We start from the raw sequence: 13,444 nt of genomic DNA, 5'->3' as shown, positions 1-13,444 counted from the left end.
AATGGGGATATTCCCCGGAAAACGGCGCACCGGCGCCAGAAAGGAAGCGCGCTATGGTCGACAAGGCAGCATTTTTCATGGCGGAGGGCAGACCGTTTGCCAGCGAGCGGATCGCGGGCGTCAACGACAATATGGTCCGCTCCCACTACCATGAATTTTTTGAAATCTACTATCTGGAACAGGGCCGGCGGCAGCACATCATCGAGGACAGCCAGTACATCCTCCAGCCCGACGAGTTCATCATCTTCCCGCCCTTTGTGATGCATCACTCCTTTGAGGAAAATGATGTGCCTTTCCGGCGGCTGCTGCTCTACTTCAACCCCGAAGTCATCCGTTCTCCCCAGATCCTGCGCACCCTCAGCGAGCGCGCCCGGGTGTACAAACTGCCCCGGGCCCAGAGTGCGCCCATCTACAATCTCATGAAGGACATCCTGCAGGAACAGGAGCGGGACGATCTCTATTCCCGGGAACTGATCACCCTGATGGTCAACGCCCTGGCCCTGCAGCTGGTGCGCAACTCCGACGAGGCCGCCCGCCCCGAACAGCGCAACCGGGTCACCGACATCATCAACTACCTCCACGAACATTTTACCGAGGACATCACCCTGGAACAGCTGGCCAACCATTTCTATGTCAGCCAGTATCATCTGTGCCGGGAGTTCAAGCGCTACACCAGCAGCACCATCGTGCAGTACATCCACAACCTGCGGGTGCTCCACGCCCAGCGGCTGCTCCAGGAATCCGACTACTCCATCACCGAGATCAGCAAGCGGGTGGGCTTTTCCAACGTGACCCACTTCAACCGGGTCTACAAGTCGGTGACCGGCATGTCCCCCTCCCAGAACAAGCAGGCCTATCTCAAGCGGGGCAAACCCGCCGACCTGGGCATGCTGGAATCCATCCGGGATGACATGACGGTGGGGGATCTGTGCCAGCTGGCTCCCCTCAAGACCCTGTCGCCTTATCTGTTCACCCATATGTCGGAGGATATGTGGAGCCGCCAGCTTTCCGCCTTCGGGCTGGAAAAGTGCGCCATTCCCCAGGCTCTGGGCGCTTTCTGCCAGGCCGAGCGGGCCGGCACCTTCCGCATCCTGGACGTCTACAGCCGGGAGGTCACCGACCGTGACCCCGAAAAGGCCCAGGTCAAGCTGCTCTACCTGGCCGGCAAGGCCGACATGCCCTTTGCCCTGGTCTGCCCCGGGGGCGGCTACAACCGCCAGTGGACCCTGGTGGAAGGACTGCCCATCGCCTGGCAGCTCAGCCAGATGGGCTACCACGCCTTCATCCTGCTCTACCGCGCCGGCAAGACCGGCCTGCTGCCCGACCCGCTGGAGGACATCGCCCAGTCGCTGCAGGTCATCGGTTCGCTGGCGGAGTCCTGCCATTTCACCACCCAACACTATGCCGTCTGCGGTTTCTCGGCGGGGGGCAACCTGGCAGCCCTCTGGGGCACCCGGGCGGAAGGCTACGCCCGCTACGGCGCGCCCCGTCCCGCGGCCCTGCTGCTGGGCTACCCCAGCACCGCCCACGGGCTGATGTACGACCTGCTGGAAGCCTCCCGGGATCCCGCCTTCCGCACCGGCACCGGCCAGTATCTGGCCCGGGTGGCGGGCAGCAACTTCACCCGGGAGTCCCTGGGGCGGTTCAGCCCCGTCACCCAAATGGATGCCGACTTCCCGCCGGTCTACCTGGTGCACTGCCAGGACGATCCCACCGTGCCGGTCCAGAGCAGCCACCTCTTTGAGGAGGCCCTGAACCAGGCGGGCATCGTCCACCGCTGCCGGTTCCCCGCCCATGGCGGTCACGGCTTCGGGCTGGGCATCGGCACTGACGCCGAGGGCTGGCTGGACCAGGCGGTCCGGTTCTGGCAGGAGGCGATGGGCCCCACCGACGGGAAATGAACTTTTTTGACAGAATCCATTGACGTGCCCCCTTGCCGGGGCTATAATAACAACAAACAGAACAACCGGGGGAGCTTGTGTTGACAGGCTGAGAGGAAGGAATCACCTTCGACCCTTACACCTGATGCGGATAATGCCGCCGTAGGAAGTCGTGGTAGATTGTACTTTTTCCGGGAGGCACCGCGCAGGTGCCTCCCGATTTTTTTGTGTTTTTTCCGGGAAAGGAAGTGAAAAGGGGTCCGCGGACGGTGCCGCGGCGGGCAGAGGGGGAGCGCCCTGTGTTCCGGGAGGTTCAGCGATGGGAAGCCGTGTTCCGGCGTGAGAGGAGGCCAGCAAGCCTCGACCGCTTTTTCCGTGTGCGGGGATTGCCCTGCACGTCCTTCTGCGGGAAAGTGTCGCTGTTCGTCCTTTCCCGCCCTGTCTGCAAAGGAGTTTTTTACCATGAAACATCAAAACGTCCATAAGCTGGCCCTGGCCGGCATCTTCTGCGCCATCGCCGTCGTCGGCAGCCTCTTTTCCTTCCCCATGTTCGGCAGCAAATGCGCGCCCATCCAGCATATGGTCAACATCCTGTGCGCCGTACTGCTGGGACCCTGGTACGGCATCGGTGTGGCCTTCGCGGCCAGCCTCATCCGCAACCTCACGGGGCTGGGCAGCCTGATGGCCTTCCCCGGCAGCATGTTCGGCGCCCTGCTCTGCGGTCTGGCCTACGCCGGCACCCGCAACCTGCCCCTGACCCTGATTGCCGAGGTGTTCGGCACCTCCATCCTGGGCGGGCTGTGCGCCTATCCTGTGGCCATCCTCTTCATGGGCCAGGCCGCCGGAGACATCGCCTTCTACGCCTACATTGTGCCCTTCCTGGTCTCCACCGCCGCCGGGTCCATCCTGTCCGGCGTGCTGGTCTACGCCCTGCGGGGCACCGGCGCCCTGAACCGGATGCAGAAAACCCTCTCCCACTGAAAAGGAATCATCTATGTTTGCACCGCTCCTCCAGAATCTGCGGGACCGCCATCCGCTGGTCCACGCCATCACCAACTACGTCACCGCCAACGACTGCGCCAACCTGCTGCTGGCCTGCGGGGCCTCCCCCATCATGGCCGATGAGCCGGAGGAAGCCCCCGAGATCACGGCCCGGGCCGCCGGGCTGGTGCTGAACCTGGGCACCCTGCACCGAGCCACCCTGCCCGCGCTGCCCGCCTGTGGCCGCACCGCCAATGCCCGGGGCATCCCTGTGGTGCTGGACCCGGTGGGAGTGGGGGCCTCCCGTTTTCGCCGGGACACCGCCCTGCGCCTGCTGCGGGAGGTGCGGTTCACCGTCATCCGGGGCAATCTCTCCGAGATCGAGACCCTGGCCCGGGGTCAGGAGGGCGCTCCCGGCGTGGACAGCACCGACCGGGTGACCGCCGACAATCTGGACGCCTGCTGCGCCCTGGTCCGGGAATTTGCCCGCCGCACAGGAGCCGTGGTGGCCATGAGCGGCTCCGTGGATCTGGTCAGCGACGGGCAGACCGTCTACTGCATTCGCAACGGTCACCCCATGATGGGGCTGGTCACCGGCACGGGCTGTCAGCTTTCCTGCCTGACGGGGGCTTTTGCGGCGGCCAACCCCGACCGGCCGCTGGAAGCTGCCGCCGCGGCGGTATGTGCCATGGGACTGTGCGGTGAGATCGCCCACGCCCGGCTGGGGCCGGAGGACGGCAGCGGCAGCTTCCGCACCTACCTGATGGACGCCGTGTGCCGTCTGACCCCCGACCAACTGGAGAAAGGAGCCCGTTATGAACTTCGATAAAGACCGGCTGCGGCTCTACGCCGTCACCGACCGCAGCTGGCTGCACGGCCAGACGCTGCGCGCCCAGGTGGAGGCCGCTTTACAGGGCGGCGTGACCTGTGTGCAGCTGCGGGAAAAGCAGCTGCACCGGGAGAGTTTTATCCATCTGGGCCGCAGCATCGGCTGCCTGTGCCAGCGCTACGGCGTGCCGCTGATCATCAACGACGACCTGGAGGTAGCGCTGGCCTGCGGCGCCGACGGCGTCCATGTGGGACAGGACGACCTGCCGGTGGAAGAAGTGCGCCGCCGGGTGGGCGACAAGATGATCGTGGGCGTATCGGCCCACACCCCCGAGGAAGCCCGCCGGGCGTACGAAGGCGGGGCTGACTATCTGGGCGCCGGGGCGGTGTTCGGCAGCACAACAAAAAACAACGTGACCGCTCTCTCCCACGAAACGCTGCGCGCCATCTGTGACGCTGTGCCCATCCCTGTGGTGGCCATCGGCGGCATCACCCGGGAGAACCTGCCCCGGCTGGCCGGCACCGGCGTAGCCGGGGTGGCAGTGGTCTCGGCCATCTTTGCCGCCGAGGACATCACCGCCGCCAGCCGGGAACTGCGCGCCCTCTCGGACGCCATGACCCAATCCCACTGAATCCCCGCGGCAGACCGGGGGCACCACTCTCTGCCGCGTTACAAAAGAAATGCGAGGTATCTGTATGAGAACTGCATTATCCATCGCCGGAAGCGATTCCAGCGCAGGCGCCGGTATTCAGGCCGATCTCAAAACGATGACGATGAACGGCGTCTACGGCATGACCGCCATCACCGCTTTGACCGCCCAAAACACCACCGGCGTGACCGCCATTTCCGAAGTCAGCCCCGAATTCCTGGCCCAGCAGCTGGACGCGGTGTTCACCGACATCCGCCCCGACGCCGTCAAGATCGGGATGGTCTCCTCCCCCGCCCTCATCGAGGTCATCGGGGAGCGGCTGCGGTTTTACCAAGCCAAACACATCGTGGTGGACCCCGTGATGGTGGCCACCAGCGGTGCGCGGCTCATCCGCCCCGAGGCCGTGGAGACGCTGACCAGAACCCTGCTGCCTCTGGCCGAGGTGGCCACCCCCAACATTCCCGAGGCGGAACTGCTGGCGGGCTGCACCATCGAAAGCCCCGCGGAGATGGAGGCGGCCGCCCGGACCATCCGGGACCGGTACGGCTGCGCCGTGCTGCTCAAGGGCGGGCACTGTGTCAACGACGCCAACGACCTGCTGCTGGACGGCAGCGGCGCCCGGTGGTTCACCGGCAAGCGCATCGCCACCACCAACACCCACGGCACCGGCTGCACGCTGTCCAGCGCCATCGCGGCCAATCTGGCCAAGGGTTTTGCCCTGCCTGACGCCGTACAGCGGGCGAAGGACTATCTGTCCGGGGCGCTGGCCGCCGGGCTGGATCTGGGCAAGGGCAGCGGTCCCATGGACCACGCCTGGACCTTACAGGGACGTTACGCCGAACAAGCGGACTGAATACATACAAAGGAGCAAAACAAAGATGAGTGAACGGAATTATGCCACCCAGATGGAGGCGGCGCGCAAGGGCATCGTGACCCCGCAGCTGGAGATCGTTGCCAAAAAAGAGCGTATGACGGTGGAGGAGCTGCTGCCCCTGGTGGCCAGCGGCAAGGTGGTCATCCCCGCCAACAAGAACCACACCTGCCTGGACCCCGAGGGCGTGGGTTCCATGCTGCGCACCAAGATCAACGTGAACCTGGGCGTGTCGCGGGACTGCAAGGACTACGACGTGGAGATGCAGAAGGTGATGGCCGCCGTCAAGATGGGCGGCGAGGCCATCATGGACCTGTCCAGCCACGGCAACACCCAGCCCTTCCGCCAGAAGCTGACCCACGAGTGTCCCGCCATGATCGGCACCGTGCCGGTGTATGACAGCGTCATCCACTACCAGCGGGATCTGGACACCCTGACCGCCAAGGACTTCATCGACGTGGTGCGGCTCCACGCCCAGGACGGCGTGGACTTCGTGACGCTGCACTGCGGCATCACCCGCAAGACCATCGACCAGATCCGCAAGCACAAGCGCAAGATGAACATCGTCTCCCGGGGCGGTTCGCTGGTCTTCGCCTGGATGTGCATGACCGGGGAGGAAAATCCGTTCTATCAGTATTATGACGAGATTCTCGACATCTGCCGGGAATACGACGTCACCATCTCTCTGGGCGACGCCTGCCGTCCCGGCTGTCTGGCCGACGCCACCGACGTCTGCCAGATCGAGGAGCTGGTGCGGCTGGGCGAGCTGACCAAGCGCGCCTGGGAGAAGGATGTCCAGGTCATGGTGGAAGGCCCCGGCCACGTGCCCATGGACCAGATCGCCGCCAACATGAAGGTGCAGCAGTCCATCTGCATGGGCGCCCCCTTCTATGTGCTGGGCCCCCTGGTCACCGACATTGCCCCCGGCTACGACCACATCACGGCAGCCATCGGCGGCGCCATTGCCGCCATGAACGGCGCGGCCTTCCTGTGCTATGTGACCCCCGCCGAGCATCTGGCCCTGCCCAACCTGGAGGACGTGAAGCAGGGCATCATCGCCAGCAAGATCGCCGCCCATGCCGCCGACATCGCCAAGGGGGTGCGCGGCGCCCGGGAGATCGACGACAAGATGGGCGATGCCCGCCGCGCCCTGGACTGGGAAGCTCAGTGGGCCTGCGCCCTGGACCCCGAGACCGCCAAGGCCATCCGGGCAGACCGCTCCCCCGAGCATGACGACACCTGCTCCATGTGTGGCAAGTTCTGCGCCGTGCGCAGCATGAACAAAGCCCTGAACGGCGAACACATCGACATTCTGTAACTGTTACAACAAAAAGACTCCCTGTTTTGCCAAAAGGCAGAACAGGGAGTTTTGTATTAACAGTATTTTACCGCGTATGCCAGGCATCCGCCGGGGAGGGAATTTTCAGGAACTCTTCCCGGTAGCGGAACAGGAAGACACCGAATCCGATGCCCGATACCGCACCGGCCACACCGGCCAGGGCATTGAAGAGGTTGCCCGAGAGAACCGCCAGAAGAGAGAGCAGACCGCCCAGGATGCTCATAACAGCCACATAGACAGAGATTTTGCCCTGAGGCGTACCCGTCCGGATGGATCTGCGGAAGCATTCGATGGTGGTGATGGTTTTCACCGAATAGAGGATCGCCAGCGCTACTATGACGGCCGCGATCAGAAGAACCACCACGATCAGCGCGCTGGCAGCACCGGTATTATCATACGACCCCAGCGTGCTGATCAGGATGGCGACGGCACCGAACAGCAGCAGCACCAGCAGGCATACCACCACCAGCGAAATGATCTGAAGGACCCGGAGAAGGGTCAGACCGGCGGTCTTGATGGGCGCACCGGACTGGTTTGCCGCCGAGGCAAAGGTCATCCAGATGCCCACCGCCGCCAGGATGGAGAAGATATAGCTCAGCGGCAGGGCACTGAAGGTCACCGAGGTGGTGTAGATGTTCTGAAGGAACGCGTTGGTTTCCACCGTCTGGGTGACCACCGGGTCCAGAGAGACCTGGGCGACGCCGAAGAAGGTAGCCGCTATCTGGAAAAGGACCATACAGGTGTACGCAATGGCCGGCACCAGAAAAACCGGCGAGCGGGCCATCCGGCGCATCAGCTGGATCACCGGCATTTCCGACGACTGGTACGCCGGCTGGTACGCCGGGGGTGGGTCAGCCACCGGCGGCCGCGTATAGATCGGCGCCGAGGCCTCCGGTTGGGCGTTGGGCTGCAGGGATGCACCGCAATACGGGCAGGTCATCGTGCCGTCTTCGACGGATTTTCCGCACTGGGGACAGAGCATAGTTTTTTCCTCCTTTCGGTTTTGAAGGCCGTGGCGGCGGAGCGGAACACTTTCCGCCGTTTTTCATCCTGGTTTCAGTATACCAGCCGGTCTCCCCGCCCGCAAGGGGAACGCCGCCGTTTTTCGCCTTTTTTTCGGCAATACGCAAAAAAGCGGCACATCTGCTTGACGGCTCCCATAAAATGGGGTATAATATGAAAACTCTTTGCACTGCATTACATCCCCCGATCGGGGTGCGAGATCTCCAGTACAAACTGAGCAGGCGACGCCCTTTGCAGGGCGTGGGGCCGGGCCGCCCGTGCGGCAGCAGATGAAGGTAACGGCATCTGTGGGACAGTTGTATGTTCCACAGGTGCCTTTTTCTATTCTTTTTCGGGGTTCCTGGGAACAACCGTTCTCGAAAAGGTGCACACAAGAGTAATCACACCGCCGGGATTTTCCCGGTCACAACAGGAGGTTTTCTTGTATGGCAACCCAAAACAAAACGGCACCGCTGGATGAAGCGGTGGTCATCCGCAAACTGTCCCTGGTCAGCGTCATCGGCAACGCGGTGCTCTCGGGATTCAAGCTGTTCGCCGGCGTCACCGGCCACTCCAGCGCCATGATCTCGGACGCCGTCCACTCCTTCTCCGATGTGCTCACCACCCTCATCGCCTGGATCGGCGTCAAGATCTCCAAAAAGGCGTCGGATGAGGAACATCCCTACGGCCACGAGCGGCTGGAATGCGTAGCCTCCCTGCTGCTGGGCGTGGTGCTGCTGCTCACCGGTCTGGGTATCGGCAAGGCCGGACTGGAGACCATCTTCTCCGGCAACTACCAGACCCTCGCCGTGCCCGGGCCCATCGCCCTGGCTGCCGCCATCATCTCCATCGTGGGCAAGGAGGCCATGTACTGGTACACCCGCCACTATGCCCTGCTCATCCATTCCTCGGCCTTCCTCGCCGACGCCTGGCATCACCGCTCCGACGCCTTCTCCTCCATCGGTTCCCTCATCGGCATCGCCGGTGCCATGCTGGGATTCCCGGTGCTGGACTCGGTGGCCAGCGTGGTCATCTGCCTGTTCATCCTGAAAGTGTCCTACGACATCCTGAAGGACGCCATCAACAAACTGCTGGACACCTCCTGCGGGGAGGAGTATGAAAACAAACTCCGCGCCTTCATCTCCGGCCGTCCCGGCGTGGAGGCCGTGGACCTGCTCCATACCCGGATGTTCGGCAACAAGGTCTACATCGACCTGGAGATTGAAGTCGACGGCGACAAAACGCTGCGGGAAGCCCACGAGGTGGCCGAACAGGTCCACACCGACGTGGAAAAGGAATATCCCGAAGTCAAGCATGTGATGATCCATGTAAACCCGGCCAAGACCTGACCCCCTTGCCAAACCGGCCGGTCCGCCGTATACTGGGGGCAATCCAACCAAGGGAGGGCTTTTTGTGAAAGTATACGGAACCCATATCTGCATCGACTGCCGCAACTACCAGGCGCTGCAGGCCCGCCGGGGTTTTGCGGCGGACTTCGTTGACATTACCGAGAACACCGCCAACCTCAAGGAATTCCTGGCCCTGCGGGACCACGACCCGGTGTTTGCCCCGGTGCGGGAGCGCGGCGGCATCGGCATTCCGCTGTTTGTGAACGAGGACGGCCGCAAGACCTTCGATGTGGACGAAGCGCTGGGCTGGATCGGCCAGCCGCCGGTGCAGCCGGAGGAGATCGCCGAACAGCGCCCGGCCTGCGGGGTGGGCGGCTGCCGCTGATTTTGGAATTTCTTCCAAAAGTACGTCCTTTTCTTTAGTAAAAAAAGCAAATTTTCAACGGACCACTTGACAAGCGCTGCAGATTCTGGTACACTCCCAGACAATTCAACGAGTTAAACTGTTGAATCAGCAAACCGAGGACGCAGAAGAGTACGCAGAGAACCGGGATCCTCCAGAGAGCCGCGGACAGGTGGGAGCGCGGCGGTGACCGCTTTGCCGAATGGACTGCCGAGGGCGGAGCGAACGGGTCAGTGCCCCAGTAGCGGCCGACGGATTTCCCCCGTTAGCGGGAACGGTGTGTGTTGGCACATCGGATGAGCGGGCGAAGCAATTCGCCAATTTGGGTGGCACCGCAGAAGCTATCAGGCTTTTGTCCCAAAGGGTATTTTACACATGCCCTGTGGGACAAAGGCCTTTTTGTTTTGTCCCGCGCGGCACACAGAAAGGAGCCTGTTGTATGAGCACCGAGAAAATCCCCTACAAGATCTACCTGTCCGAAGAGGAACTGCCGCGCACCTGGTACAATGTCCGGGCCGACATGAAGACGAAACCCGCGCCGCTGCTGAACCCCGGCACCGGCCAGCCCATGGGCTACGACGACCTGCGCCCGGTGTTCTGCGACGAGCTGATCCGCCAGGAACTGGACAACGACACCCGGGAGATCCCCATTCCCGAGGAGATCCGGGACTTCTACAAGATGTACCGCCCTGCGCCGCTGGTGCGGGCTTACTGCCTGGAGAAAAAGCTGGGCACCCCGGCAAAAATCTACTACAAGTTCGAGGGCAACAATACCTCGGGCAGCCACAAGCTGAACAGCGCCATCGCCCAGGCCTACTACGCCAAGCAGCAGAGGCTGAAAGGCGTCACCACCGAGACCGGTGCCGGTCAGTGGGGCACCGCGCTGTCCATGGCCTGCGCCTATCTGGGTCTGGACTGCAAGGTCTATATGGTAAAGTGCTCCTACGAGCAGAAACCCTTCCGCCGGGAGGTCATGCGGGTGTACGGCGCCTCGGTGACGCCCTCCCCCTCCCCGGAGACCGAGGTGGGCCGCCGCATCCTGGCCGAACATCCCGGCACCACCGGCTCTCTGGGCTGCGCCATCAGCGAGGCGGTGGAGGTGGCCACCACCACCCCGGGCTACCGGTATGTGCTGGGCAGCGTGCTCAACCAGGTGCTGCTGCACCAGAGCATCATCGGCGTGGAGACCAAGACTGCCCTGGACAAATACGGCGTCAAGCCGGACATCATCATCGGCTGCGCCGGCGGCGGCAGCAACCTGGGCGGGCTGATCTCGCCGTTCATGGGCCAGAAGCTCCGGGGCGAGGCGGACTACCGCTTCATCGCCGTGGAACCGGCCTCCTGCCCCAGCTTCACCCGGGGCAGATTCGCCTACGACTTCTGCGACACCGGCATGGTCTGTCCCCTGGCCAAGATGTACACCCTGGGCAGCAACTTCATCCCCTCGGCCAACCACGCGGGCGGCCTGCGCTACCACGGTATGAGTCCCGTGCTGGCCCAGCTCTACCACGACGGTCTGATGGAGGCCGTGGCGGTGGAACAGACCAAGGTCTTTGAGGCCGCCGAGCAGTTCGCCCGGGTGGAGGGCATCCTGCCTGCGCCGGAGAGCAGCCACGCCATCCGGGTGGCCATCGACGAGGCGCTGCGCTGCAAGGAGACCGGCGAGGAGAAGACCATCCTCTTCGGCCTGACCGGCACCGGCTACTTCGACATGGTAGCCTACGAGAAGTTCCACGACGGCACGATGACCGACACCATTCCCACCAACGCCGAGCTGGAAGCCAGCTTTGCCCGGCTACCCAAGGTGCCCGGCCAGAGCTGATCGTCATAATAACGGCAGGGCGCCCTCCGCCATTGGCGGAGGGCGCCCTGCTGTTGGATGGAAGAGAAGATTCCCAAAAGGAAGGAAAATGTCAGATGCGGGCGATGGTGTTCAGCCGGGCGTTCAGCGAGAGCAGCGTTTCCTTGGTCAGCTTGTTCTCACCCAGGGTGCCCACCAGGCCGGAGAGCCGCAGCACCGTGAAGCCGCCGATCATCCGGGCGAAATTCTCATCGGGTTCCCCGTTTCCGCCCATACCCACCGTGGACAGCAGATCGAGAATGACCTGTTTGCCCTCGGGGGCTTTCATGATGTCGCTGATCTTGTCGTTCAGCGAGTAGAAGCCCTCCTTTTCGGTGACGTCAAACCAGTTGAGGATGGCGCCGCGCTCCCGCAGGCGATAGCTTTCGTCGGGGGTATCCACATGGCAGATGGTGCCGCTGTCACGGCAGGCACCGGCCACAGCCTCCAGCCGGGTCACGCCCTGGTTGGGCACCGTGAAGCGGAAGAAGTGGTCCTCCGCCCGCTGCACGCCCAGGGAGATCCCGTTGGCAAACAGTTCCACCTCGGGCTGGTTGGAGTAGACGGTGATGCGCACCGTGTCGCCGGTATGATTCACGAACCGCTTGCCGCACAGGTGGACAAAAGGCTCATCGGATAGCCAGGCCTTGTAGGCGTAGAAGGCATCCTTTTTGTACTGGCGGTCGATGGTCACCAGGCCCTTGTGGTTCTGGCCGTTCTCGCCGCCCTCGTTGCGGGCGTCGGCGCCGAAGTCAAACATATTCCACACGTGGGTGGCCCAGATATAGGGCCGGCTGAAAAGCTGCTTGATGAGCTCCTCGTGGTAGTAGGCCTGGTATTCCTCGGTGTAGTCCCCCTGCTGCGGGGTGTCGGAATGCCAGTTCAGAGCCTCGCAGCCGTACTCGCTGCAGCCGATGGGCAGGGTGGGATGCTCGGCATGGAACTTGTCGAACCAGGGGCCGTTCATGGCGGTGTCGCCGCCGTACCAGCCGAAATAGTGGTTGTAGGAGATGGCATCGGGGATCTCCAGGTAGGGGCTGTCGGTGGGGCACATGCTCACCACCGCCATGACGGTGGGGCGGGTGGGATCCATGGTGTGGCACAGGTCGTTGAGCTCATGGTGGTTGTCCAGCAGGTCAGGGTCGCTGTCCCCTTTCATGGTGATCTCGTTGCTCAGGCCCCAGACCACGATGGACGCATGATGATGGTTCTGCACGATGAGTTCCCGCATCTGGCTCAGGGTGTTCGCCCGGCCGGTGGGCATATGCTGGGAGATATAGGGGATCTCGGCCCAGACCACCAAGCCGCGCTCGTCGCACAGGTCATAGAAGAACTGGTCGTGCTGGTAGTGGGCCAGACGGATGGTGTTGGCGCCCACCTCGCAGATCAGGTCCATATCCCGGATGTGGTCTTCCTTGCTGATGGCGTTGCCCTTCTGCCAGCCATCCTGGTGGCGGGAAACACCGTGCAGCGGATAGCTTTCGCCGTTGAGGAAGAAGCCCTTGTCGGGGTCGATTCTGTAGCTGCGGAAACCGAACCGGCGGCTGACGCTGTCCAGCACCGTGCCGTCCCGGAGCAGCTCGGCGGTGAGGGTGTAGAGGTAGGGGTCCTTGCGGCCATGCCACAGATGGACCTGGGCCACCTGCAGTTCGGTCTTGTCGGCGGCGGTGGTGGTCTGGGCAGCCACGTTGCCGGCGGCATCGCAGATGGTATACCGCACGGTGGTGCCGTCGGCAGGACCGGCGAGCCAGCGCTCCACCGTCACCTTGCCGCTGACATCGGGGGTCAGGTGCAGGCCGCAGCCGCCGTAGTAGGACAGCTCAAAATGGGTGGCGGGCACGCAGAGGATGTTCACATCCCGGTAGAGGCCGCCGTAGAAGGTGAAGTCCGCCGACTGGGGATAGACCCGGTCGTTGGGGGCGTTGTCCACCGTGATGACCAGCAGGTTTTCCTCCTGCAGCTTGCCGGTGAGCTCCACCCGCCAGGTGGAGTAACCGCCGTCATGGTGGGCCAGCTTCTCGCCGTTCAGGTAGACATCCGCCGAGGAGTTGGCGCCATTGATCTCCAGGAAATAAGCCCCGGCTTCGGGCAGGTCGGCGCGCTCCAGCGTCCGCACATAGACGGCGGTGCCGCGCCAGTAGTCATTGCCGCCGTCCTGGCCGTCAATGTTGTTCCAGCTGTGGGGCAGATTGACCAGGTCCCAGTCGGCGGGGAAGGTTTCGGGCAGCGGGGCGCCCTTGCGGAAAGCCCATTTGTGGTTGATGTTGCAGACAGTTCTCATACAGAAGTACCTCCTTGTGG

The 13,444-nt window shown here is 63.2% G+C and carries 11 protein-coding genes and 2 riboswitches; of the genes, 9 read left to right on the top strand and 2 right to left on the bottom strand.

All coding sequences use genetic code 11. The features are described 5' to 3' along the window. Positions 1–53: 53 nt before the first annotated feature. From NQ490_RS09910 to thiC, 6 genes are all read left to right on the top strand, one after another. On the top strand, positions 54–1,901 hold the full coding sequence (locus tag NQ490_RS09910) for a helix-turn-helix domain-containing protein (RefSeq protein WP_007045612.1): 1,848 nt from the start codon (positions 54–56) through the stop codon (positions 1,899–1,901). A 57-nt stretch (positions 1,902–1,958) separates the two neighbouring features. Then, positions 1,959–2,068, top strand: a riboswitch (TPP riboswitch). 274 nt (positions 2,069–2,342) lie between these two features. After that, positions 2,343–2,861, top strand: a complete 519-nt coding sequence (gene thiW / locus NQ490_RS09905) for an energy coupling factor transporter S component ThiW (RefSeq protein ID WP_007045610.1) — start codon at positions 2,343–2,345, stop codon at positions 2,859–2,861. A gap of 13 nt (positions 2,862–2,874) precedes the next feature. Then, the gene (gene thiM / locus NQ490_RS09900) at positions 2,875–3,690 is read left to right on the top strand and encodes a hydroxyethylthiazole kinase (RefSeq protein WP_007045609.1); all 816 of its coding nucleotides are present in this window, start codon (positions 2,875–2,877) and stop codon (positions 3,688–3,690) included. Continuing rightward, entirely contained in the window at positions 3,677–4,321 is a 645-nt protein-coding gene (gene thiE / locus NQ490_RS09895) for a thiamine phosphate synthase (protein ID WP_007045608.1), read from the top strand. The genes thiM and thiE overlap by 14 nt, the downstream gene beginning before the upstream one ends. A 64-nt stretch (positions 4,322–4,385) precedes the next feature. Continuing rightward, the gene (gene thiD, locus NQ490_RS09890; protein WP_007045607.1) at positions 4,386–5,192 is read left to right on the top strand and encodes a bifunctional hydroxymethylpyrimidine kinase/phosphomethylpyrimidine kinase; all 807 of its coding nucleotides are present in this window, start codon (positions 4,386–4,388) and stop codon (positions 5,190–5,192) included. 25 nt (positions 5,193–5,217) lie between these two features. Continuing rightward, complete coding sequence (gene thiC / locus NQ490_RS09885; protein ID WP_007045606.1) at positions 5,218–6,528, top strand: phosphomethylpyrimidine synthase ThiC; 1,311 nt, start codon at positions 5,218–5,220, stop codon at positions 6,526–6,528. A gap of 67 nt (positions 6,529–6,595) precedes the next feature. On the opposite strand, the gene NQ490_RS09880 is transcribed toward thiC, so the two are convergent. Continuing rightward, positions 6,596–7,531: a zinc ribbon domain-containing protein gene (locus NQ490_RS09880; protein ID WP_007045605.1), complete on the bottom strand. Its 936-nt coding sequence runs from the start codon at positions 7,529–7,531 to the stop codon at positions 6,596–6,598. 244 nt (positions 7,532–7,775) lie between these two features. Next, positions 7,776–7,870, top strand: a riboswitch (NiCo riboswitch). A 127-nt stretch (positions 7,871–7,997) separates the two neighbouring features. Between NQ490_RS09880 and NQ490_RS09875 the strand changes: the two genes are divergently transcribed. The 3 genes from NQ490_RS09875 (at position 7,998) to NQ490_RS09865 (ending at position 11,125) form a co-directional block, all read left to right on the top strand. After that, entirely contained in the window at positions 7,998–8,900 is a 903-nt protein-coding gene (locus tag NQ490_RS09875) for a cation diffusion facilitator family transporter (protein WP_007045604.1), read from the top strand. A gap of 64 nt (positions 8,901–8,964) precedes the next feature. Further along, the gene (locus tag NQ490_RS09870) at positions 8,965–9,285 is read left to right on the top strand and encodes a hypothetical protein (RefSeq protein ID WP_007045603.1); all 321 of its coding nucleotides are present in this window, start codon (positions 8,965–8,967) and stop codon (positions 9,283–9,285) included. 457 nt (positions 9,286–9,742) lie between these two features. After that, complete coding sequence (locus NQ490_RS09865) at positions 9,743–11,125, top strand: TrpB-like pyridoxal phosphate-dependent enzyme (RefSeq protein WP_007045602.1); 1,383 nt, start codon at positions 9,743–9,745, stop codon at positions 11,123–11,125. 91 nt (positions 11,126–11,216) lie between these two features. Here the strand turns inward: NQ490_RS09865 and NQ490_RS09860 are convergent, their stop codons facing one another. After that, positions 11,217–13,424 carry a glycoside hydrolase family 2 protein gene (locus tag NQ490_RS09860; RefSeq protein ID WP_007045601.1) on the bottom strand — a complete coding sequence of 736 codons (2,208 nt, stop codon included), beginning with the start codon at positions 13,422–13,424 and terminating at the stop codon, positions 11,217–11,219. Between the last annotated feature and the right edge of the window lie 20 nt (positions 13,425–13,444).

It is taken from the genome of Subdoligranulum variabile (assembly GCF_025152575.1).
Classification (GTDB): domain Bacteria; phylum Bacillota; class Clostridia; order Oscillospirales; family Ruminococcaceae; genus Gemmiger; species Gemmiger variabilis.
The sequence above is the reverse complement of the archived record's forward strand: the minus strand, read 5'-3'. Positions and strand labels throughout refer to the sequence as shown.

Excerpts from the sequence above, each read along its gene's own strand:
- NQ490_RS09910 (WP_007045612.1), top strand. The coding sequence starts at position 54 with ATGGTCGACAAGGCAGCATTTTTCATGGCGGAGGGCAGACCGTTTGCC.
- thiW (WP_007045610.1), top strand. The coding sequence starts at position 2,343 with ATGAAACATCAAAACGTCCATAAGCTGGCCCTGGCCGGCATCTTCTGC.
- thiM (WP_007045609.1), top strand. The coding sequence starts at position 2,875 with ATGTTTGCACCGCTCCTCCAGAATCTGCGGGACCGCCATCCGCTGGTC.
- thiE (WP_007045608.1), top strand. The coding sequence starts at position 3,677 with ATGAACTTCGATAAAGACCGGCTGCGGCTCTACGCCGTCACCGACCGC.
- thiD (WP_007045607.1), top strand. The coding sequence starts at position 4,386 with ATGAGAACTGCATTATCCATCGCCGGAAGCGATTCCAGCGCAGGCGCC.
- thiC (WP_007045606.1), top strand. The coding sequence starts at position 5,218 with ATGAGTGAACGGAATTATGCCACCCAGATGGAGGCGGCGCGCAAGGGC.
- NQ490_RS09880 (WP_007045605.1), bottom strand. The coding sequence starts at position 7,531 with ATGCTCTGTCCCCAGTGCGGAAAATCCGTCGAAGACGGCACGATGACC.
- NQ490_RS09875 (WP_007045604.1), top strand. The coding sequence starts at position 7,998 with ATGGCAACCCAAAACAAAACGGCACCGCTGGATGAAGCGGTGGTCATC.
- NQ490_RS09865 (WP_007045602.1), top strand. The coding sequence starts at position 9,743 with ATGAGCACCGAGAAAATCCCCTACAAGATCTACCTGTCCGAAGAGGAA.
- NQ490_RS09860 (WP_007045601.1), bottom strand. The coding sequence starts at position 13,424 with ATGAGAACTGTCTGCAACATCAACCACAAATGGGCTTTCCGCAAGGGC.